The organism is Leptolyngbya sp. CCNP1308 (assembly GCF_034932455.1).
GTDB lineage: Bacteria > Cyanobacteriota > Cyanobacteriia > Phormidesmidales > Phormidesmidaceae > Nodosilinea.
In genome coordinates this window covers 1-22539 of sequence record NZ_JAYGIH010000003.1, presented here as the reverse complement: position 1 = coordinate 22539, position 22539 = coordinate 1, and the positions used below count along the sequence as shown (strand labels likewise).

Genomic DNA, 22539 nt, shown 5'->3' with positions numbered 1-22539 from the left:
AAGGGCAGATCTATGTGTCTGTCCGGCATTGGGTCGATGGGTAGGTATTCTGGGGCGGTGGAGGGAATGGTCGAGCTAGCAGCTACCATCTCTACAAACCTACAATAGGGTCAACTGCCGTACTCTACCTTACTAGGTTCTTTCCTATGAGTAGTCATCCGCTTCTCAAGGTTGAAATCTCGCAATTAAGCATTGCTGAGCGCATCCAACTGGCTGAAGACCTATGGGATAGCATTCTGGACAATCCAGAGGAACTGCGTTTAACAGATGCCCAAGAACAAGAGCTAGATCGGCGGTTAGAGGAGTATCAGCGCGATCCAACCGCTGGTTCGACCTGGGAAGAGGTAAAGCAACGCCTAGGATTTTCCCAGTGAGCTACCGTCTGATTATTCGTCCCAAGGCAGAGCGGGATATTCAAGACGCTTTCGAATGGTACGACGCTCAAACCCCTGGGCTAAGGTCTGAATTTATCCGAGCCGTAGATGTCTGCTTGTCAGGTGTAGGGCGCAATCCATTCGCTTATTCTTTAGTCTATCAACAGGCACGACGAGCACTGGTGCGGCGCTTTCCCTATGCCATCTTGTTTGTTTGTGACCAGGAGTTAGGCGACTTCTGGAAAACTTTTTCCCTGATGGTGGGCAGTGCCCACCCTACGGTGGCTACAGTCGCCGGATAAAGCGGGGATCTTCTTTTCTAGAAATCTCCTTAGTTGTAGTTATTGCCTGTCTTCATAGCAAACGGAGCCCCAAATCTTGGCAAGACCGTCTATAGGTTTGTCACGAGAGGTCTTTGAGATTGCCGCCAGAGTGGGGGGGACAATAGGCCCTTTAGCAGCGCTTGGCCTTAGGGCTATCCCGGTTTAAGTGTCTCCAGATTGGTTAGGGTTTCGTCGCACCAGGTGAGCCAGCTGGTTTCGTAGTGGATGCCGTTGCGCAGGGTGATGTACTGAAACCGGGCCGGTGGGGACAGCGTTTCGCAGTTCAAAAAGTATTTGCTTTCGATGTCTCGGTAGGCTGCCAGCGCCGCCACATGCTGGGCGCGTTCGTGGTGAAGGGTAGCCTGCACCGTTTCGGGTGATACCAGGTGGCCCACAAATAGCTTGACGAGCAGGTCATCTTTGGTGGGGACGCATTTGGAAGGCTGGGCAATCCACTCTTTCAGAACCGTTTTACCCGATTCAGTAACGGAAAAGATCTTTTTGTCGGGTTTGCCCTCCTGGGCGACAGCCTCGGCGGTGACCAGCCCCTGATCTTCGAGCTTGGTGAGTTCGCGGTAGATCTGCTGGTGGCTGGCGTGCCAGAAAAATCCCACCGAGCCGTCGAACTGCTTGGCCAGGTCGTAGCCGCTACAGGGGCGATCGGTCAGTGCCGCGAGAATTGCGTGGGAAAGGGCCATAGAAAGGGCAGAGGAATTTACAAAACTATATATGCAACAGATTGACTATGCATAAAAATGCATATAGTATTGAGGCGTTGGAAATGCAAAAAGTTGCATATTCACTCAGTTGCACTTTCATTATGTCGGTTTTGGGGCGATCGCCTGTGCCTGCGATCGCATTTGTTCACATCCTTATCCCCACCGGAGAAACGCCATGACTATGATCAGTCCCCTTCAACCTAGCGCCAAGTCTCGTCAACGTTCGCCCCTGAGCGGCATCAACTGGTCAGAGCTAGGGGCCGCCTACCGAGCCTTTTTGAGCGATCCTGCCACCGGTATTTTGCACATTCTCGCCGCCGGACGCCACAGCCAGTGGCAGCGCTGGGTGGAGCGCCGTCTAGAGCACCAGGCCGCTCACCTGGCCTACCGCACAATTGCAGTCGATCTCGGTGCCCTTGTGCAGCTGCCGCCCGATACCCTAGGGGGTGCCTACGCTTGCCACATGCTCCGCTACGGGTTTAACCCTGAAGTCTTTAGAACCGACGAGGCCAGCAGCGAGTGGCTGCGTCAGCGCATGGCCATCAGCCACGACATTTACCACATCTACACCGGCTTCGATGCCTCGCCGATTGGGGAGTTTGGGGTAGCGGCCTACACCCTGGTGCAATATAGGGATTTGCTGAATGTGTTTGTACTCTCCTTTGTGCCCCTGAGTCTGACCAATCCGCTGTGGACGGTGCCGCTGCTGCGGGCGATGGTGCGAGGGTTTCGCATGGGGATGAAGGGGAGGGCTGCGATCGCCTACCCCCCCGAACTCAACTGGGAGAAACCGCTGGCGATCGTCCGCCAAGAACTTGGCTTAGAGGACTTCTTCAAACCCTGCTAAGGCGACTTCTCGAAAACTTTTTCCCTGATGGTGGGCAGTGCCCACCCTACGGTGGCTACAGTCGCCGGACAAAGCGGGTATCTTCTTTCCCAGAAAACTCCTAGTTTTAGAAGTCGAAATAGATATACGGCAGGGTTTCTGCTGGGGCCAGCAGCCAGGCCAGCATGCTAAACAGCGGCACCAGCAGCAGCTTGACCGGCCAGCTCAGCTCTAGCTTTAGTCCCCGTTTCACCACATAAGACCCGGCCATTAGCCCCATTACGCCACAGAGCAGCAGCAGCAGTTGCGTAATGGTAAAGCCCAAAGACTCTAAATAGACCAGCTGACTAAACTGCGCATCGGATGGGGTGCCCCACAGCCGCTGCAGGGCCAGGGTGTAGCGATCGGGCTCGGGCAGGCGAAAGAAGAGCCAGCTAAAGAACACCAGCCCCTGGGTGAGCAGCCAGCCCAGCCCCGTGCCCGGCAGCGTTCCCCAAAACGCCTTGAGTTTTGGAACCGCTTTGCCCCAGGACTGGGTCAGCCGGTGGATCACCAGCCCCGCCCCATGCATAGCGCCCCAGATTAAAAAACCCCAGTTATTGCCGTGCCAGACGCCCGCAATCAGCATGATCGCCATCAGATTGAGGCAGGTGCGCAGCAATCCCTTCCGCGACCCACCGATGGGAAAGTAAAGGTAGTTGCGCAGCCAGTCGCCCAGGGTCATGTGCCAGCGCCGCCAAAAGTCGGCCAGACTGGTGGTGAAGTAGGGGGCATCGAAGTTTTGGGGCAGGTTAATGCCCATCAGCAGGGCGCTGCCGCGGGCAATGTTGACGTAGGCGCTGAAGTCGAGGTAGAGCTGAAGGCCGTAGGCGAAGGTGGCCAGCCAGATATCGACGCTGCCCGCCCGCTCCAGGTTGTCGAAGCTGAGGTTGACCAAAATGGCGATATGGTCGGCGATCAGCAGCTTTTTCATCGCCCCGTAGGCGATCAGCCACAGCCCCTCAACGGCGGTGTTGAGGCCCGGCGGCTTCTGCTGCTCAACCTGATCAATGAAAGGGTGAAACCGGGTAATGGGGCCAGAGATTAGCTTCGGGAAGTACAGCTTGTAGGCGGCAAAGTCTGAGAAGTTGAGCGCTGCTGGCGACCCGCGATACACATCCACCAGGTAGGCGATGCACTCAAACACAAAAAAGCTTATCCCCAGGGGCATGATGATGCGAGTGAGGGTGTCGTCGGGGGTGGTGCCCAGCTCGATCCCCAGCCAGCGAAACAGCCCTTCGGCGTACTTAAACCCCAGCAGCAGTGCCACGTTGATGCCCACGCCCAGCCACAGCAGTTGGGTGCGGCGCTGGTTCCACCCCCGTTCAGCTAATTGCCAGCGGGGGTTAGGAATGCGCCAGTCGAGGGGGGCGGCGATCGCATTGCCAATCAAAAACGTCGCGATCAGCAGCGCCACCATCAGCAGCAGATACTGCACCTGAATTGAGGCGTAGAAGATTAGGCTAGCGACCACCAGCAGCCACAGCCGCGCCTGCAACGACTCCAGCGTCCAAAACACGCCGACAACGCTGAGCAAAAACAGGGCGTAGACCAGGGAGGGCAGGGTCATGGCAGGACGGGGGGTTCCGGGGGAGCGGCGGGGCGGGGCCAGGCGATGAGCGGGTCTTGGCCCAGCTGGCTAGACACCTGGTAGGCACCGTAGCGGTTTAGGTGGCTGGGGTCTGAGAAGTAGTCGTAGCGATCGGGCCAGAGCTTGGCAAAGTCGCGGAAGAGAAAGCCGGTCTCGCTGGTGGAGAGTCTGAGCATGTGCTGCAAAAACTCGGCTTCGGCATCTTGGCGGTAGTCATCAAGGTATTCATCGGTGAGGGGGGTGTTGATGAACACGATGGGGATGTCCTGATCTTGGGTAAAGCTGAGCAGGTTGGCGAAGGCCTCCACCTGCTGCCCCTCTAGGCGAAAACTGTCGTAGTCGCCGTCATAGCGGCCCGAAACTCGGGCAAAGTCTTGATAGTAGGTGGCCGGGTTAAACCGCACCGAGAGAGCCAAAAAGCCGTCGTAGTCGATGGTGCTGCCCTCGGGCATGGCGGCGTCAAGGGCTTCTTCGCTGGAGCCGGTGGGGGCGGCGACCATCAGCCGCTGCTGAAACCAGCCCTTGAGCCGATCGCGATCGCCATACACTGCCGAGACCGTGGCCAGCCGACCGCTGAGCCACTCATCCATAGCGGCATAGCTGTTGGGCAGCGACCCGGTGGGGGTTTCGGGACTGCCCGGGGCGGCGGGAGCGGCAGAGTCGGCAACGGTCTCAAGCTCTTCGGAGCGGCGGCTGGCCACCTCGCGGTAGCCGGGGGAGGCCGCAATGGCGTTGTAGGTAGCATCGACCCGCCCGCTGTTAAAGGCCCGCGCTCCGTCGGCCCAGATAATCAGCTGGGGCAGCTGGTCGGGTTCTAGCACCTGGCGAATCACCAGATCCACCACCTGGGCAGTGGCTCCGTTGATGCCAAAGTTGAAGACGCTGACATTTTCGTAGCCGATGGTGGCCAGCTCTTTACGCAGGGCCACCGGGTCAACCCCCCGCAGGGCGCGGGAACTGCCCACAATCATCACGTCTGGGGGGCCAGACTGCTCTAGATGCTGGTAGTAGAGGGCCAGCTTTTCGTTCATTTGGTCGCTGTTAAAGCTGGCGAACGAGGCCTGATCGACTAGGGCATCGATGGCGACGATGGGCTGGCTGGGGCTGGTGTCGAGGGATTGCGCCCCGCCAATGTCGTCGGTGTCGCCGTTGGAGTCGCTGGTAAAGCCGCCCTCGCCCCAGCCGTTGTCGCTGCTTTGGGACCCGGGCCAGTCGAGCTCGGCCAGGTCGTCGGCCAGGGGGTCGCTCGCCGGGGGGGGCTCGCTCGTCAGGGGGGCAATCTCTTCGGCCTTGGCCTGCTGGCTCGGCGGGGTCATAATCTGCCCCAGCAGCCAGTCCACCTGAAGGGCGACGAGGACGCCCACCGCTGCCCACACCACAGCAATTTTGAGCCCGTCGGAGCGGCCCAGGTCGGCCAGACTCTCGACGCCGTCGCCCAGGTTTTCGGGGGTGGCGCTGGTCAGCAGCTGCGATCGCAGCAGCAGTCGGCGTCCCTGGGCCAGCACGTCTTGCACCCACTGGCTGAGGGCAACGTCGTCCTCCAGTTCGGCTTCGATCTCGGCGGCGGTGACGGGGCCGTCGGGCCGCACCAGCAGCTCATTGACGTAGGAGTCGGAGGCAGTGAACTCAGGGGTGGCCTCGGGCACCAGGCGGCGACGGGCCAAAAAGTCTTGGCCAAAGGTCCAGGCGGGCTGCGATTGGCCCGATCGCCGCCCGTAAATCCGCACTCCCTCAATGCCCACGGGGCTGAGGGCCAGCAAATACTCGTTGATGGGCGGGGCCACCAGGCGGCGGCGGGGAGCCACCGGGCCATCGACCATGACGTGCAGCAGCCCGTCGCGGCGCAGCAGCTGCACCCGCTGGCCGCCGGTGGCCAGGCGATCGTCGAGGCTGGGGTTGAGCAGCCGGGTGAGCAGGAAGGCGATCGCAGGCAGGTCGCCGGTCTGGCCCAGATACTCGGGAGTGTCGGCCAGGGCGCTGTGCTCGGCGGCGGGCAGGTCGAGGTAGTGCACCCAGGCGGGGGTGGCATTGGCTCCGGCTTGGCCGTAGATCACCGCTCGGGGAATGCCCTGGGGGGCGAGGTCGTTGAGGGGCGTTGTCAGGGCTTCGAGCACGGCCTCCTGGGCGGCTAGCCCCTCGGCCTGCTGGGTGTCGTGGTCGCCGCTCTGGGGTGAGCAGATCAGGTGCAGGGTGCCGTTGGTGAGTTCGGCGGTGACGCCCAGGTGCCAGCTGGCCACTGCGGCCGAGAGTAGGCGGGCGATCGCATCGGTATCGCCCCAGCGGCCCCACTCCCGCAGCATTTCCTCGGGTGGGGTGAGGTCGATGCGCAGGCTCCAGTCGGGCTTGCTTTCGCCCCGCACCTGGAGCAGCAGCACCGCATCCTTAAACTGGGTGAGCTGGAGCTGCCGCAGCCGTTCTGCCGTGGGCCGGGCAATCAGCGAGGGGTCGGGGCTGTAGGTGGCCTCGCAGAGAATCCACAGCCGCGAGATGGTGGTGTCGGTGCTAGCCGGGTCGCTGGCCTTGGCCGGGTCGCCATCGTCGAGGGCGATGGCCATGCGGTGCAGGTGGGCAGTGCCGGGGATGGCCTTGATGCTGACCCAGACGCCGACATCGAGGCTGCTGAGGGTCTCACTCAGGTACCAGGCGATCGCCTCGGGGTCACCCTTGCGGGCCAGGCTCAGGTTCGACATCACGATCGCCCCGCTGCCGCCCTCGCCCCCCCGCGCCCCCTGGCCCTGGTTATATTTCTCCAGCAGCGACTGGGTGGCCTTGATATCGGCCTCGTCCTGGTTTTCGAGCACCAGCTGGGCTAGGTGGCGCTCCAGCCGGTTGAGATAGATCGGGGCCGTCCAGGCCGGGGTGGGGTTGCCGGTTAAACGACTGTAGACGTAGAGCTGATACACCTGGGGGTAGTGCTGGCGCACCAGGTCGTCGCCGCCTTCGAGCAGCGATCGCACCAGCTTCAGCAGCACCGCTGACTGATCTAGCGCCGCCGGGGTCTCGCACAGCACATGGAGAATATTGCCCCGCAGCTTGATGTGCAGCTCTGCCGTGGGCAACCCCATGGCCTGCTTCAGCCAGCCCAGCACGGTGGCCGCTGGCGAGTTGGGGCTAAGGGTGGGGTTGGATAAAGACACAGGCATAGGGGATCAGGGTAACGGCTAGGCTAGGGCCACACTCCCGAACAGTGAGACAACGCCTGGCCATGGCGCAGTCGGTTTAATTTATACCAACTCCAGCGCCAATCAGCCGATTTCTTTTAAGGCAATTTCAAAACCTGGGTCAGCCTAGGCGTGGCTAGACACCGACCCTGCCCTAATTGATGGACAATGTATGAGGTGCCCTGGCTAAGGCCACCTGGCCAGGCTAACGGCCCTTTGTCTAATATCTAATATATTAGTGACCAATTGCGCCGATGGTACGCTCGGGCGATCGCCCCCACCGCTGCCTACCACCGCCGTCCTGCCCCAAGTTCTTCCCATGATTAGCGCTGCCCTATGACCTCGTCGAGCTCTTCTATGTCTGCCCCGGTGGCCCGCCAGTCTGTCGAGGTCGCGGTGGGCCTGCTGGTGCCCCCGGTGCTACTCGGCATTTTGGTGGCCCGAGCCCTGGCCGACGGGCTAACTCAGATGGGTCTGGCCAGCGAGCAAATCTTCGCGGGCGATCGCCTCCCCACCCTGCATATGCCCCATATTTCGCCCGATACTGCGGCCCCTGCGACAGAGGTTTAGATCGGTTCTGGCCAAGTTTCTATTTCTCGAAAACCCTTGCCAGACATAGATTTGGTGGCCTTGGCAAGCGCTTGTCAAGCTGTAACGTTTTCAGTTTGTTCATCTAGATAAACTTCTTCGGGTCAGGGTAATCCTATAGAATCTTTGCGATATCCCCATTCTCTCTGCTGTCATACCCATGAGTTCAACGCTCCACTCCTCCGGGGATGCCCGGCCCGCAGCTCAGACTGACCTGGCTAGCTCGCCCGCAGCTGTGGATGATCAGTCCTCCTGGCAAGATTTGCTGCTGCGCCACCGGCTGCGAGTGGTCGAAGATCTGTGGGAAAACGTTTTGGAGCACGCCTGCGGCCCCGAGTTGTTGAAACTGCTCCAGCAGCTGCGGCGCATGTGCTCCCCCGAGGGGCAGGCACCCACCGCCGCCGAGGCCCGGGTTAAAGCCGTGGTCGAGGTGGTTGAGGCCCTCGACCTCGAAGACGCCATTCGCGCTTCGCGGGCCTTCGCCCTTTACTTTCAGCTAATTAATATCGTCGAGCAGCACTACGAGCAGCGCGACCAGCAGCAGCAGTACCGGGCCGCCTACGAAACCTCAGAACTGGCCCAGCGCATTGGGCAGTCAATTTTTGGCAGCAACGGCAGCGACAGCGAGTCGAGCAACCTCTTTCAGGCCGATTTGCTCACCCGCAGCATTGCCGAACCCCCCGGCAGCCGCAAAGAGGCGGGCACCTTCCACTGGCTGTTCCCCACTCTCAAGCGGCTGAACGTGCCGCCCCAGGTGATTCAAAATCTGATCGATCAGCTCGATGTGCGGCTGGTGTTTACCGCCCACCCCACCGAAATTGTGCGCCACACCATCCGCGACAAGCAGCGGCGCATCGCCAGCATTCTGCGCCAGATGGATCAGGCCGAAGAGAGCGCCCAGGGCCTAGGGCTAGCCTCCTCCTGGGAGATCGAAGAACTCAAAGACCAGCTCACCGAAGAAATTCGCCTCTGGTGGCGCACCGACGAGCTGCACCAGTTTAAGCCCTCGGTGCTCGACGAGGTTGACTACACGCTGCACTACTTCAACGTAGTGCTGTTTGAAGCGCTGCCCCAGCTTTACCAGCGGTTTGAACGGGCGATCGCCACCACCTTCCCTGAGCTAGACCCGCCCCGCCATCGCTTCTGCCGGTTTGGCTCCTGGGTAGGATCCGATCGCGACGGCAACCCCTCCGTCACCCCCGAAGTCACTTGGAAGACCGCCTGCTACCAGCGCAACCTGGTGCTCACCAAGTACATGGCCTCCGTCGATCGCCTGGTCGAGCTGCTCAGCCTCTCGCTGCACTGGAGCGAGGTGCTGCCCGAGCTGCTCGAATCGCTGGAGCAAGACCAGGTCAAAATGGCCGACATCTACGACGAGCTGGCCATTCGCTACCGCCAAGAGCCCTACCGCCTCAAGCTGGCCTACATCAAGCAGCGGCTGAAAAACACCTGCGATCGCAGCCAGCGCCTCTACCACAGCGATCCCTTCGCCGACCACTCCAACGACCCCGTTGGCGCACCTATCTACCGCTACGGCCACGAGTTCTTGGCCGAGCTGCGGCTGATTCAGCGCAACCTGGAGGCCACCGGCCTCAACTGCCAAGACCTCAACACCCTAGTCTGCCAGGTCGAAATCTTTGGCTTTAACCTGGCCCAGCTCGACCTGCGCCAGGAGAGCACCCGCCACTCCGACGCCCTCGACGAGATCGCCCAGTACCTGCAAATTTTGCCCCAGCCCTACAGTGAGCTGCCCGAGGCCGACAAAATTGCCTGGCTGGTCAGCGAACTCACCACCCGCCGCCCCCTCACTCCCCGCGAGCTGCCCTTCTCCGACAAAACCCGCGAGACCATCGCCACTCTGCACATGGTGCGCCAGCTCCACCAGGAGTTTGGCCCCGACATCTGCGGCAGCTACGTGATCAGCATGAGCCACACCGTCAGCGACCTGCTGGAGGTGCTGCTGCTGGCCAAAGAGGCAGGCCTCTACGACCCCGCCACCGAACTCAGCAGCATTCAGCCGGTGCCGCTGTTTGAAACCGTCGAAGACCTCCAGCGCGCCCCGGCGGTGATGGATGAACTCTTTCAGCTGCCCCTCTACCGCAACCTGCTCGAAGGCCAGGCCAACCAGCCCGCCGACTCTGGCCCCGGCAGCGTGGCCGCGCCTCGGGCGGTACCCCTGCAAGAGGTGATGCTGGGCTACTCCGACAGCAACAAAGACTCCGGCTTTCTCAGCAGCAACTGGGAAATTCACAAGGCCCAGCAGGCCCTCCAGACCACCGCTGATCGCTACGGCGTCTCCCTGCGGATTTTCCACGGGCGGGGGGGCTCGGTGGGGCGCGGCGGCGGCCCCGCCTACGAGGCAATTTTGGCCCAGCCGGGCCGCAGCATCAAAGGCCGGATCAAAATCACCGAGCAGGGCGAGGTGCTGGCCTCTAAGTACAACCTCTCTGACCTGGCCCTCTACAACCTGGAGACGGTGACTACCGCCGTGATTCAGGCCAGTCTGCTGAGCAACAGCGTCGATGACATTCAGCCCTGGAAAGAGACCATGGAGGAGCTGGCCACCCGCTCCCGCAGCCACTACCGCCAGCTGATCTACGAAAACCCTGACCTAGTGAACTTCTTTCACCAGGTGACGCCGATTCAAGAGATCAGCCAGCTCCAGATTAGCTCCCGCCCCTCCCGGCGCGGCGGCAAAAAAGACCTCGGCAGCCTGCGGGCCATCCCCTGGGTTTTTAGCTGGACTCAAGCGCGATTTTTGCTGCCCTCCTGGTATGGAGTGGGCACGGCTTTGCAAGAGTTTGTGGACGAAGCCCCGGAAGAACACCTCAAGGTGCTGCGCTACTTCTACAGCAAGTGGCCTTTCTTCAAAATGGTGATTTCAAAAGTTGAGATGACCCTGGCTAAGGTTGATCTACAAATTGCCGAGCACTATGTGCGCGAACTCACTACCCCCGAAGACAAAGAGCGGTTTTTGGATCTGTTCAGCACCATTTCCCAGGAGTTTTACCTGACCCGCGACATGGTGCTGCGGATTACGGACTGCGATCGCCTGCTCGACGGCGACCCCGATTTGCAGCGATCGGTCTACCTGCGCAACGGCACCATTGTGCCCCTGGGCTTTTTGCAGGTGGCCCTGCTCAAGCGCCTGCGCCAGTACAAAGACCAGGCGGCAACCGGGGTGATTCGATCGCGCTACAGCCAGGGCGAACTGCTGCGCGGGGCGCTGCTCACTATCAACGGCATCGCCGCAGGGATGCGGAATACGGGCTAAATGCGATGGACGAGCGCAGTTATGCTTAGCTGAACCCTTAAAAGCACCGGAATTTTAATTAATTCTATGAGTCGGCAAACTTACTTGAAAGTGCCTTTTGTTTGGGAAGAGCCTAAACCGCTGATTGAGGTTCCTTCTCGATTGGAGTTCAAAGCTGCTAAAACGCTGAGCCACGAGGTATTGCTTTCAATAGTTGCTCAGGTTATGGAATCGTCGCTCGATGCCAGCGATCGAAAACAAGTTATGGAACATGGTTCTCGCCAAATTGCCGAGCAGTTTCTAGCCGAGTCAAAAGACGGGTTCTCGTATCAAGATGAATGGTGGCAGGTAGGAATTAGTAGCGACGATAGAATTACTGGGTTTGTTTTCCCTGTGATTTATCAGGGTAGTGCTAAAAATGGCTTGGAAGAAGCAACTATTTATTACATTGGGGTTTTGCCGGAACATCGTGGGCAGGGCTTTGCAACCGATTTCCTTTTAAAAGGAACAAGGATACTCCAAGATGCAGGAATTTGGAGAGTGTTCTGTGATACAGATGTGAACAATGCCCCGATGATTTCTACCTTTGAACGAGCTGGATATCAGCAGCACAGTGAGCCTTGGCAACGTCCTCTATGAATATGCAATATATACAGCCCAATAACGCCCATGCACACCGATTGCTGAGAGGTTATTTATGAGCCATGTAGGATGGGCAGTGCCTACCATTTGAGAGAACCTTTTCCCAAAATCACCTAAGTTATTAGATAGCTATGCGGCTTGCTCGCCTTGAACTGTGACAGAGAGCTTTAGCCCCAGGCTATTTAAGAGGTTTGCAATCAGGGAGAAGCCTGGTACTTCTCCTTTGGCAATTAAGCGATCGCAAGTGTCCCAGTTGGTATCAAGCTGGCCTGACCGTGCGGCTACCTCTTTACGGGCCTCAGCCACATGCTTGAACGCCAGCAAAATATGCTCAAAATCGCCATCTTCTAGCACCGCATTAAGGTAAGCCGCTGCCTCGGCTGGGTCTTCTAAGGACTGAACTATATAGGACTGATAGCTTTTATGAGTTGGCATCGTACTGCTCCTGAAAATCTGTCCAGTACTGCTTAGCTCTCACAATATCTTGGGTTTTACGATAGATAGATACCCCCTTTTCGTCGATGTGCTGCTTTAGTGCTTCGCGGGTGATGGTGCTGTAAGCTACAAAGTCAAAGAAATAAGGCAGGTAGGTGTCTTCTTCAATGTCAAATTTGAGCCGGGCTGCCAGCGCCGAGTTTACCCCATCGCCCTTGATGGCAATATCCACGTCTGAAGCGGGTTTGTAGGTGCCGATCGCACGGGAGCCAAACAAAACTGCCTCTTCCACCTGCGGGTAGGCGGCGATGAACTGGATAATTTCCTCAAGCTGCTGATCCGACAATCCGTAGCTCATGGTTTTGCGTTGCGATCGCCTCTCCTACTCAGCCTTTACCCCTGACCGCCGATTTCCCCCAACAATCTTACCGACTGGGCAAAAATTGGTGTGTCGAAATCTGAGCCATGCAGTAAGCTTATCGGCAGACTAAGGGTATAAGGGCCAAAATCGCCCTACAGCGATGGGTTCAGGTCGGCATCGGTAAGCCCGCACAGTCAGCCAACACAAAATCGTTTGAAGGGTTGAGGAGTAACTCCATGAAAAGCTTAGGGCGTTGGATCAGCCATGCGGCAGGGGCCGCTCTGCTGGCGGTGGCAGCTACTGCTGCGGGTGCGGCGATCGCTCCCCAGGCCGCCGAGGCCCAGGTGGCCTACGGTAGCTATGTCGGCATTGGGGCAGGTCTCGGCCTGACCAGCGACGCGGCTACAGGGCGGGGCGGCGGTGTGCAGGGCGTGATCTCCGGTCGCTATCGCCTGTTGCAGTATCCGGTTTCGCTACGGGCCCAGGGCTTTATCTTTGGCGGCGACTTTGCCTTTGTGCCCACTGTTTCCTACGACATCCCGCTGAGCTGGAATACCGATGTGTACGTGGGGGCCGGAGCCTCCTTTGTCGGCGGCGGCGGCGACGATCCCTCCTTGGTGGGCGACAAGACGGCCTTTGTAGTGCAGCCGGGTATTGACCACCTGTTCCCCAACAGCAACCTGGTCGCCTTTGGCAACGCCATTTTTGCCTTCGATGCCTACCGCCAGGGCGGCAATATGGCCATTTCGGTGCAGGGCGGCGTCGGCATCCAGTTCTAGCGATTGGGTTTCGCCCTGCGCCAACGGTTTTGCTTGAGCGGTTGAGTTCTGAGTTACCAACGAACTGGGTGGCTCAGAACTCTTTTTTTGTGCTGGGGCAAATCAGAACAAATGTATTAAAATCGGCTAAGCTGGCGGGGCGATCGCTCGCTGGCCTGCTATGCGAAGTTCACACAGAGGATTGTCCATGGGGATGAGTCAGCCGCTGGGGTCGGTCATCCAGGGTTCGCTGAGCCAGGGGCTAGAGGTGCGCCTGCACCCCGATATCTCGGTAGAAGATATGCGGGTGGGCAAGTTTTTGGTGGTGCAGGGGCGGCGATCGCAGTTTTTCTGCATGCTCACCGATGTCACCCTGGGCACTGGCAGCCAGCGCATTTTGGCCCATCCGCCAGAGCCGTCGAATCTTTTCCTCCAAGAAGTCTTGGCCGGGACAGGCACATACGGCACGATCAATCTGACGCCGATGCTGATGTTTACGCAGCAGGAGGGTGAGGGAGTTGGGGGTGATGGGGTAGGCGGTAGGGGGAAGGCGAAGAAAAAGGCTGATAGCTCCTACGGATCGATGGAGGTGCAGAGTAGCGCTGAGGTGGAACTGCTGCCGGTGAAGACGATTCCGGCGCACTTTAGTCAGGTGTATGACGCCAGCGATCGCGACTTTCGCATCATCTTCGGTTGGGAAGATGACCCCCATCGGCGCAACTTTGCGATCGGTCAGCCCATCGACATGGAGGTGCCGGTGTGCTTAGACCTCGATCGCTTTGTGGAGCGCAGCAACGGCATTTTTGGTAAGTCGGGCACGGGCAAATCCTTCCTCACCCGATTGCTGCTGGCGGGCATTATTCAGCGGCAGGCGGCGGTGAATTTGATTTTCGATATGCACTCCGAGTACGGCTGGGAGGCGGTCAGCGAGGGCAAGCAGTTCAGCACCGTTAAAGGGCTGCGGCAGCTGTTTCCCGGCCAGGTGCAGATGTTTACCCTCGACCCCGAGGCCACCCAGCGGCGAGGAGTGCGCGATGCCCAGGAGCTTTACATCAGCTTTGACCAAATCGATGTGGAAGACCTGAATCTAGTGCGGGGCGAGCTGAATTTGTCGGAGGCCAGCCTAGAGAACGCGATCATTCTGCGTAACGAGTTTGGCAAGGCCTGGATCAACCGCCTGCTGACCATGACCAACGAGGAGATCCAGGAGTTCTGCGAGACCAAGATGGGCAGTAAATCTTCCATCATGGCGCTACAGCGCAAGCTCACCCGGTTGGCCGACATTAAATATATGAAGGCGGCCAGCGGCACCAACTACATCACCCAGATTCTCGCCGCGATCGATGAGGGCAGGCATGTGGTGGTGGAGTTTGGCTCCCAGTCGAACATGCTGGCCTACATGCTGGCCACCAACGTGATCGCTCGGCGCATCCACGCCAGTTACGTCAAGAAGGCCGATCGCTTCTTGCAGACCAAGAATGTGGTGGACAGGCCCCGCCAGCTGATGATCACCATTGAAGAGGCCCACCGCTTTCTCGACCCGGCCACCGCCCGGCAGACCATCTTTGGCACCATCGCCCGCGAGATGCGCAAGTACTTCGTCACCCTACTGGTGGTCGATCAGCGGCCCTCGGGCATCGACAACGAGGTGATGTCGCAGATCGGCACCCGCATCACCGCCCTGCTCAACGATGAGAAAGACATCGACGCCATCTTTACCGGCGTGTCGGGGGGGCAGAGTCTGCGGTCCGTTCTCGCTAAGCTTGACTCCAAGCAGCAGGCGCTGGTGCTGGGTCATGCGGTGCCCATGCCCGTGGTGGTGCGCACTCGCCCCTACGACAGCACTTTTTATACTCAAGTTGGGGCTACCGCCTGGGAAGAGCTGCCCGACGAGGTAGTGTTCAAAGCCTCAGAAATGGCCCGCGCCGATCTGGGATTTTAAGGAAATTTTAGTGGTTAGGCAGGATGGGGGAGCCGTCGCCACAAGCCCTTTGGGAGCCCTCTAACGGTTGTGGTGAAACCACTTTGAATGCTACTCAAAGAGTGATGCGTGAAAAGATCTGGCCGATACTCGGCCAGATTAGAACAGAAGCCAAAAATCATCCGGACAAAAAATCTGCCTCTGGATAGAGATGATATCTATAGCTGAGTAGAGCTGGCCTGTCGTGATACCCTAATGGCTAATCGTTGCTAATAGTGTAGTATTCCTGCCACTTCAATCTTAAGTTTCTAAGTATTGTTGGGAGAATTGCTAAGGTAGTGGATAACGTCTGCACAGCGGATAGCTTCCGTCTCGTCAGCCCCGTGGGTTCCTGCGCATTTTTAACTGCCATCGAGGCCAGCCCCGATGGGTTCATTATTAAACTGGGAAACAGGCATCTTCCCCTCTTTTGAGGCCAGGACAAACAAATATGGTCAATTCACCGAGCCAACCCCTCGACCGGGCCGCCAATTCTGAAATTCGCCACTATTACCAGTCGCACCGGCTGTTTCGCGATCGCTACCGCGTGCTCAAAAAGCTGGGTCAGGGAGGCTTTGGCGTTACCTACCTGGCCCAAAATGCCACCCTGCCGGGGGAACCCTACTGCGTGATCAAGCAGCTCTGCCCCAAGGCGGGCAGCGAGCTATCCCTAGAGCGGGCCAAGGTGCGGTTTCGTCGCGAGGCCAGGGCTTTGGCCAGTTTGGGTAGCCATTCCCAGATTCCGCAGCTGCTCGACTACTTCACCACCGGGGGCGAGTTTTACCTGGTGCAGGAGTACGTCCACGGCGAAACCCTGGCCCAGGAGGTGCGGCGGGCTGGGCGGCTGACCGAGGCCCAGGTCAAATATTTTCTGCGCGAAATTATTCCGGTGGTGCGGTTCATTCACCGCAATCGCATCATTCACCGCGACATTAAGCCCCCCAACATCATTCGCAGCGAGCGCGATCGCCGCTTGGTGCTGATTGACTTCGGCGCGGTGCGCGAGTTTCTCTCCGATGTGGATGACCAGGGTTCGATGCAGGCTCCGGCTACCCAGTTTGTCGGCACCCCGGGCTTTGCCCCGCCCGAACAGTTGGCCCTGCGCCCCTGCTACGCCAGCGATGTCTACGCCCTGGGCATGACCTGCCTCTATCTGCTCACCGCCCGCACCCCCATCGAGTTTGACCAAGACCCCCACAGCGGGGTGATTCGCTGGCACCACACCGTCACTGTCAGCCCTCACCTGACGACCGTGCTCGATCGCATGCTGCTGCCCGACTCCCAAGACCGCTACACCACGGTCGATGAACTGGAGCGAGCGCTGGATCTGGAGCCCCATCTGGAAGTGCTGGCGGGCTGTATGAACACCCGCGATCGCCCGCTCTACGATGCCGATGTCGATGCCCGTGATCTGCCCAACGATGCCTATCTCACCCCAATTCAGCGGGAGGCCCAGGCGATTCGCAAGTGGCGCACGAAGCGATCGCTGAGTCGAGGGCAGCAGGGCCGACCGGCGGGGCCAGTGTCGCGGCCTTAAGAGGACGTTTGAACAGTCATCCTTCTGGTAGCAAAAGTGAAGATCCCCCTCAATCCCCCTTAAAAAGGGGGACGTTTACCCTCCTTTTTGAGAGGGCAGGAGGGATCAGCCGGTGACTAAAGCTACAGCGACTCACTTTTCAAACACCTTCTAAATCGCTATGCCCTGAATCGCTACGATGAACAAGCCAAGGCGGTGGGGAGTTATCCCCGCAGCCAGGCCAGGATGCGCTGATTAAAGTCGGCGTCGAGTTCGTCGTAGAGGCAGTGGCCTGCGTTGGGCACCACCTCTAGGTCAATCTGCTGGCTGAGGGCCGCTAGCCCTGGGGCCAGGGCAACGGGGATCACCCGGTCTTGGTCGCCCCAGAGCAGCAGGGTGGGTATCGCTAGGGTGGCCACCATGTCTTTGACCGAGGGGCTAAAACCGGCATCGGTGCGCGATCGCACCAGGTAGCACAGGGTGCGGGCAGCACCGCGATCGCCGGGGGGCAGAGCAAACACATTCACTAAGTCATCGTCTACCCGCTCAGCGACGGTATAGATGCCCGCCAGCGCCCGCCGCAAGATACTGGGGCGGCGCACCAGGGCAAAGAGCGATCGCATCAGCAGCGGGTTGGCCACCAGACTCTCGACCCGCAGCGCCAGGGTCGCCACCCAGCCCGCCACCAGATCTTCGCGGTTGGCCTCCAGCGGCAGGGTAATCAGCGCCAGCTGCCTCACCCAGTTGGGATGGTTGTGGGTGGCAGTCAGCGCCACCAGCGCCCCGAGGGAATGGCCCACCAGCGCCACCGGCTGACCAATCACCTGCTGAATAAAATCGCTCACCTGAGCCGCCCACAGTTCAGCGCCGTAGAGCGTTGCCGCCTTCTCAGAATCGCCAAAACCCAGCAGGTCGATGGCATAGACCGGAGCCACCCGACTGAGGGCCGGTAGGTTGTGCCGCCACTGGTTGAGGTTGGCTCCAAACCCGTGAATCAGCAGCACGGGCGGCACCAACCCATCCCCCGGCCCGGGGTTAAACCAGTAGCGAATGCGCCAGCCCCGCCAGTACCAAAAACGCTGGTAGCCTGCCGCGCTGAGGCTAGACGAGAGACTGCTGAGGAGTGTCGGCGGTTGGAGCACAGAACAACGTCTAGGTAGAGAGCCTGGAATTCAGTCTATCGCTTCAGCGATCGCCGCCGCTCACTCAATGGGGACTCACTCAATGGGGGCTTCCAGGCTTTTGACTGTCTTGGGCAGCAAAAACGACAGCCCCAGGCACAGTAGGCACAGCGCCAAAATCACCAGCAGGGTGCTCTGCATCGCCTCAATGGAGGCCGTTTGCAGAATGCCCTTGAGGGCGGGCTGAATTGACTCCGGCAGCTGGGCAAACAGGTCTCGCCGTTCGCTACGGCGCAGCGTCTGAATGGCCACCTGGAGCGATCGCACCGCATTGCGCCGCACTTCAGGGGCGACGGATTGCCCCAGCTCGGCCAAAATACCGTCCACAATTTTAAGCGAGGCCAAACTCACCAGCAGCGTGCCTAAAATGCCCCGACCCAGCGAAGCCCCCAGGTTTTGAAACGGACGGTACACGCCGCGCGCTTCGGCTTTTTGGTCTTTGAGCGTATCGGCAAAAGTGAGGGAGGTAATGTAGGTAGTAAACAGCCCTGTGCCCGCCCCCATCACCACCAGGGCAGGCAGTAGACCGAGGGAGGTCACGGGAGGGCTAACGGCAGCCATCAGCATGGCAATGCCCACGCTCTTGACCAGCAGCCCTGCCTGGAGTAGGTAGCGAGGCGGAAACTGGGGCCGCCGCTTGACCAGCAGTAGCAGCACCGCCAGCTGAGCCATGGTGGAGGGCATGACGGCAATGGAGGTTTGCACTGGGTTAAGCCCCACCACCGCCGGTATGAACTGAAACAGGTTGAACTGCACCCCTACGGTGGTCATGGTGTGCAGGGTGCCAATGGTTAAGCCCAGGGTGTAAACGCGGCGGTTAAACACCCCCAGACGCAGCAGAGATGGCTCACCCTGGCGCGATCGCTGTCGTTCCCAAAACACCAATATTCCCAGGCAGATCAACCCCGTCGCTATCAGCACTGGGGCAATGGAAATGCCAAAGGGGGCCAGGGCAAAATCTAGGATTTGGGGATTGCCCTTGGGCTGCCACCAGCCCAGTTCTGAGGCCAGGCTCAACCCCACCAGCGTAAACCCAAACCCCGCCACCGACAGCAGCCCCCCCAGCCAGTCAATAGATGGCGTCTGGGCTGGGGTAGGCACCGCAATGGGGCTTACCAGTAGCCAAATGATCGGAATCAGCCCCAGCTCGAAGGCAAAGGCCCAGCGCCAGCTAAAGTCAAAGGCCATCACGCCGCCAGTGATGGAGCCGACCAGAGCACCGAGCACCCCTGCGATCGCCAACGCCACCAGACTATATCGCTGGGCCAGCTCATTGCGGTAGAGCGTATCCATCAGCGCCACGGGGGTGCTGACCAGCACCGCCCCCGCCACCCCAACCAGCCCCGCTAAACCCAGGGTAAACAGGCCAATGCTAGGGCTCAGCATAATCACCATTAGCCCCAGGGCAAAGAGCCCGAGGGCGATCGCCAGCACCGGACGCCGCCCCAGCCGCTGGCTGAGGTTTTCTGCCGTGGGGGTAAACGAGGCCGTCACCAGCGACATCAGCACCAGAGCCGACTGGATGTAGCCCACGCTGGAGTTAAACTCCTGCACCAGGGGCGGCATAATCGGCTGCACCACCCCAATGGTGTATGACAGCATAAACAGAATCAGGCACAGCCCCAGGGGCTGGCCCCAGGCCTCTAAAAACGTTGGTTGCCGAAGGGTCGGTTGGTTAACCATCTGACTCGGGTGGTGTATCTAGCGGGGTTAGGAACCGTTGGTATCTGGCTTGGTGTCTGGCCTAGACTCCTTCAACCTAGAGTCTCCTAACGGCGGCTGACCGTTGGTGCCCTGCACCACAAAGGCGGGGGCGGCGTAGTCGGCGGGCAGATAGTCGGCGGGAATGGTGGAGTGGTTGCCGTCGCGTAGGGCTGAGAAGGTGGGCGACAAAATTTCGATATCGGCGGCGTTGCAGTAGTTCTGAATGTTTTGGTGGAGGTGAGAGTAAATTATCGGCATCTTGTGCGGATACGCCGTGTAGGCGTTGAGCTCATAGCTGACGTTAAAGTCGTTGAGCGCGGTTTGCAGCACAAAGGGCTCTGGCACAGGGGTAATGTCAGGGGTCGCCAGGGCCGCCTCAATTAGCACCTCATGCACTTTGCGCCAGGGCAGGTCGTAGCCCAGGGTAATGGTGGTGTAGAGCACCAGAAACCCCTTCGATTCGCGGCAGATGGCGCTGTAGTTAATCACGTTGCTGTTCAGTACCGACGCATTGGGAATGGTCACCGTCTCCTGCTTGGGGGTGAGCACCCGAGTCACAAACAGCGACTTGTCTTCGACCTCCCCCACCACATCGTTAATGCGAATAAAATCCTTGAGCTGAAAGGCGCGGGTGTAGATCAAAATGATCCCTGACAGAGCGTTGGCCACCGCCGAAGAAGATCCCAGGGTGAGCAGCGCCCCCAGAAAAATCGAAATGCCCTGAAACGCGGGAGAGCCAAACCCCGGCAGGTATGGCCCGGCGATCACCATGGCGATCGCCACAATCAGCAGCATCGCCAGTCGAATGGTCGGCTGCACCCACTCGGGGTAAAACCAGGGATACACATCGTGGCGACCCAGCTCAATAATCACCTGCCGGGCAAACTCAATCACGTAGTAGGTGACCAGGGCAATCACGCCGATCATCGCCAACTCGGGCAGGTAGGCCACAAACCCCTGAGCCAGCAGGCTGAGGCGAAAGGCAATATCTTGCAGCAGACTGTCGCCAAAGGCCGCCGTCGCCGGAAACTGGCTGAGCACAAAGGGCACGTACAGGTATAGCGCCAGCAAGATCAGCACCGGGCGCAGCAGCCGCACCAGCCCACCCAGCAGATAGCTGGTGGCCCCAGACCCCAGCACCTGTACTGATTGAATTTGCAGGGTTAGGCTGTCGGCTTCTCGCCGCTGGCGGATGTAGGTCAACAGCTTAGAACTGCCAAACAAAATGCCCCGCAGCACCAAAAATACCAGCAGGGTGCTGAGAATGGTCATCCCCAGACTGGTGCCAATGCGCCGAATGCTGCGGCGATCGCGGTAGTCAATCACCCCCTGCCGAATCCGCTCGACCGCATCGGCGGCCAGTTCTGGATGGGAGAAACCGTAGGCCGCCACATCATCCTGGCGCACGGTAAATAGCACGGTGTCGCCCGCCAGCACCACGCTTTAATTGGCCTCGGTTTCGGCGCGAATGGTGTCTGGGGCCAGGGTAGCGTCAACGGCGATCGCCCCTACCCGCTGAGTAATAATCGCGGCCCGCTCTTCAGCCGTAGTCACCCCGGCAATCCCCTGCCTGACGTAGAACAGTGGCTCCCCATCCAGCACCACCGGAAAGCCATCGACTACGTTGCCGACCATTGCCTCTGAGGGAACTGGGCTAGCGTTCTCGGCCCTGACGTTTTCTGCTTCGGTACGATCGACAGATGGGGTTATGCTATCGCCTGTTGCCAAGCTGGGCGGCACTATCACCAGCAGCACCATCGCCAGACTCAGTGGCAGCCAACGCCTAAGCCAGTCCCCCTGAATGCGCCACTCTGCTAAAAAAACCATAGCGTTGATTGCTAGCTGGATGGAGAACACTAAACCCTACCTCAGGCTGGGCTGAGTATAAGCAGTGTATGACGGCTAACCGCTGGGCCTACAAAATCATGCATTTCCTTAAAAACCGGGCGATCGCGCCCAGAGTCTGTGGGCTTGTCAACGCTGCCTCACCTCAACACAAAAAAGCCGAGGGCTATGACTTCGCTTAACCCTCAGCTTTTTTCAAATTAGAATTTGCAATCTCTAGAGCTTGCGCACGCTGGCCTGGCCATCCTTGACTTCGCCCACCAGCACTTCAGTGGCCACGCCGACAAACAGGCCGTTATCCAGCACGCCGGGAATGTTGTTGATCGTCTTCTCTAACCCAGCGGGGTCATCGATCGCATCGAACTTAACATCCAAAATCATGTTGCCCTGGTCGGTGATCACCGGGCCGTCTTTCTTGATGCCCATGCGCAGGTCGGGCTTGCCGCCGAGGGCTTCCAGTGCCTTGGTGACCGGGGTCACGGCCAGGGGCATCACCTCCACCGGCAGGGCAAAGGTGGTGCCCAGCTTGTCCACGAGCTTGGAACTGTCAACCACAACGATGAATTCTTTAGCGAGGGAATCGACGATCTTCTCGCGGGTGTGGGCGGCACCGCCCCCCTTCACCAGGTTCATTTGGGGGTCAACTTCATCAGCGCCGTCGATGGCCAGGGCAATGGTGTCAACTTCGTCCAGCGTGGTGAGGGGAATGCCGTACTGTTTGGCCAGCACCGATGCCTGAAAGGAGGTGGGCACGCCTTTGATATTGCTAATTTCGCCGCTGGCCAGCCGTTCGCCAATGAACTGGATGGCATAGGCGGTGGTCGATCCGGTGCCCAGGCCCACCACGGTATTTGACTGCACCCGCGCCGCCGCCTGGCGACCCACTTCCTGCTTCATTAACTTGACAGGATCGATCTCGGTCATGACTGTAAGTCCTCTACACATCGCTGCGTTTTCGGTCTCTAGCATGACCTAAAGCGGGGCGGCTGCATAGGTGCTTAGGCAAGGTGATCGGACAGAGGGGCGATCGCCCCCCACAACGCAAAAGCGCCCCCCGCAGGGAGCGCTTTCACTATCCATCAATCAATGGAGTAGTCGCTATCGACTAGCCGATGATTTCAGGTGCCTCAGCCGTGGCCAGGTCGAGGGGGAAGTTGTGAGCATTGCGCTCGTGCATCACTTCCATACCCAGGTTGGCCCGGTTGATCACATCCGCCCAGGTGCCAATCACACGACCTTGGCTATCGAGGATCGACTGGTTGA

The 22539-nt window shown here is 59.3% G+C and carries 19 protein-coding genes and 1 pseudogene; 9 read left to right on the top strand and 11 right to left on the bottom strand.

Translation table 11 applies throughout. The annotated features are described in order from the left end of the window. The first annotated feature begins 146 nt into the window (after positions 1–146). A complete protein-coding gene (locus VB780_RS02145) occupies positions 147–374 on the top strand; it encodes an addiction module protein (RefSeq protein ID WP_323349490.1) in 228 nt (75 codons plus the stop codon). After that, the gene (locus VB780_RS02140) at positions 371–676 is read left to right on the top strand and encodes a type II toxin-antitoxin system RelE/ParE family toxin (protein WP_323349489.1); all 306 of its coding nucleotides are present in this window, start codon (positions 371–373) and stop codon (positions 674–676) included. Before VB780_RS02145 ends, VB780_RS02140 begins: the two co-directional genes overlap by 4 nt. 173 nt (positions 677–849) lie before the next feature. On the opposite strand, the gene VB780_RS02135 is transcribed toward VB780_RS02140, so the two are convergent. Further along, a complete protein-coding gene (locus tag VB780_RS02135; protein ID WP_323349488.1) occupies positions 850–1395 on the bottom strand; it encodes a PadR family transcriptional regulator in 546 nt (181 codons plus the stop codon). 196 nt (positions 1396–1591) lie between these two features. Here VB780_RS02135 and VB780_RS02130 point away from each other — a divergent pair, with 196 nt between their 5' ends. Then, on the top strand, positions 1592–2263 hold the full coding sequence (locus tag VB780_RS02130) for a Coq4 family protein (RefSeq protein ID WP_323349487.1): 672 nt from the start codon (positions 1592–1594) through the stop codon (positions 2261–2263). A gap of 106 nt (positions 2264–2369) precedes the next feature. Here VB780_RS02130 and VB780_RS02125 read toward each other — a convergent pair whose 3' ends face one another. After that, complete coding sequence (locus tag VB780_RS02125) at positions 2370–3851, bottom strand: MBOAT family O-acyltransferase (RefSeq protein WP_323349486.1); 1482 nt, start codon at positions 3849–3851, stop codon at positions 2370–2372. Beyond that, positions 3848–7015 carry a hypothetical protein gene (locus tag VB780_RS02120; RefSeq protein ID WP_323349485.1) on the bottom strand — a complete coding sequence of 1056 codons (3168 nt, stop codon included), beginning with the start codon at positions 7013–7015 and terminating at the stop codon, positions 3848–3850. The genes VB780_RS02125 and VB780_RS02120 overlap by 4 nt, the downstream gene beginning before the upstream one ends. 354 nt (positions 7016–7369) lie before the next feature. Here VB780_RS02120 and VB780_RS02115 point away from each other — a divergent pair, with 354 nt between their 5' ends. From VB780_RS02115 to VB780_RS02105, 3 genes are all read left to right on the top strand, one after another. Continuing rightward, positions 7370–7603, top strand: coding sequence for a hypothetical protein (locus tag VB780_RS02115; RefSeq protein WP_323349484.1), 234 nt, complete (start codon positions 7370–7372; stop codon positions 7601–7603). 178 nt (positions 7604–7781) lie between these two features. Next, entirely contained in the window at positions 7782–10895 is a 3114-nt protein-coding gene (ppc, locus tag VB780_RS02110; protein ID WP_323349483.1) for a phosphoenolpyruvate carboxylase, read from the top strand. A 66-nt stretch (positions 10896–10961) separates the two neighbouring features. After that, positions 10962–11513: a GNAT family N-acetyltransferase gene (locus VB780_RS02105; RefSeq protein ID WP_323349482.1), complete on the top strand. Its 552-nt coding sequence runs from the start codon at positions 10962–10964 to the stop codon at positions 11511–11513. A 132-nt stretch (positions 11514–11645) separates the two neighbouring features. On the opposite strand, the gene VB780_RS02100 is transcribed toward VB780_RS02105, so the two are convergent. Continuing rightward, the gene (locus VB780_RS02100; protein ID WP_323349481.1) at positions 11646–11951 is read right to left on the bottom strand and encodes a hypothetical protein; all 306 of its coding nucleotides are present in this window, start codon (positions 11949–11951) and stop codon (positions 11646–11648) included. Further along, positions 11938–12309 (bottom strand): nucleotidyltransferase domain-containing protein, encoded by a 372-nt coding sequence (locus VB780_RS02095; protein ID WP_323349480.1) that lies wholly within the window; start codon positions 12307–12309, stop codon positions 11938–11940. The genes VB780_RS02100 and VB780_RS02095 overlap by 14 nt, the downstream gene beginning before the upstream one ends. A gap of 239 nt (positions 12310–12548) precedes the next feature. Between VB780_RS02095 and VB780_RS02090 the strand changes: the two genes are divergently transcribed. The 3 genes from VB780_RS02090 to VB780_RS02080 all read left to right on the top strand — a co-directional run bounded on the left by VB780_RS02090 (position 12549) and on the right by VB780_RS02080 (position 16567). After that, positions 12549–13091: a hypothetical protein gene (locus tag VB780_RS02090; RefSeq protein ID WP_323349479.1), complete on the top strand. Its 543-nt coding sequence runs from the start codon at positions 12549–12551 to the stop codon at positions 13089–13091. Positions 13092–13278: 187 nt separating this feature from the next. Next, positions 13279–15012: a helicase HerA domain-containing protein gene (locus VB780_RS02085; protein WP_323349478.1), complete on the top strand. Its 1734-nt coding sequence runs from the start codon at positions 13279–13281 to the stop codon at positions 15010–15012. Positions 15013–15481: 469 nt separating this feature from the next. Beyond that, positions 15482–16567, top strand: a complete 1086-nt coding sequence (locus tag VB780_RS02080; protein ID WP_323349477.1) for a serine/threonine-protein kinase — start codon at positions 15482–15484, stop codon at positions 16565–16567. Positions 16568–16770: 203 nt separating this feature from the next. Here VB780_RS02080 and VB780_RS02075 read toward each other — a convergent pair whose 3' ends face one another. The 6 genes and pseudogenes from VB780_RS02075 to VB780_RS02050 form a co-directional block, all read right to left on the bottom strand. Beyond that, a complete protein-coding gene (locus tag VB780_RS02075; RefSeq protein WP_323349476.1) occupies positions 16771–17688 on the bottom strand; it encodes an alpha/beta fold hydrolase in 918 nt (305 codons plus the stop codon). Positions 17689–17763: 75 nt separating this feature from the next. Next, positions 17764–19410, bottom strand: coding sequence for an MFS transporter (locus VB780_RS02070; protein WP_323349475.1), 1647 nt, complete (start codon positions 19408–19410; stop codon positions 17764–17766). A gap of 27 nt (positions 19411–19437) precedes the next feature. After that, positions 19438–20871 carry a mechanosensitive ion channel family protein gene (locus VB780_RS02065; protein ID WP_323349474.1) on the bottom strand — a complete coding sequence of 478 codons (1434 nt, stop codon included), beginning with the start codon at positions 20869–20871 and terminating at the stop codon, positions 19438–19440. A 3-nt stretch (positions 20872–20874) separates the two neighbouring features. Next, the gene (locus tag VB780_RS02060; protein ID WP_323349473.1) at positions 20875–21258 is read right to left on the bottom strand and encodes a hypothetical protein; all 384 of its coding nucleotides are present in this window, start codon (positions 21256–21258) and stop codon (positions 20875–20877) included. A gap of 234 nt (positions 21259–21492) precedes the next feature. Beyond that, positions 21493–22200, bottom strand: a complete 708-nt coding sequence (gene rpiA, locus VB780_RS02055; RefSeq protein ID WP_323349472.1) for a ribose-5-phosphate isomerase RpiA — start codon at positions 22198–22200, stop codon at positions 21493–21495. 181 nt (positions 22201–22381) lie between these two features. After that, positions 22382–22539 (bottom strand): annotated as a pseudogene (locus tag VB780_RS02050) (photosystem II q(b) protein); the annotation flags it as partial.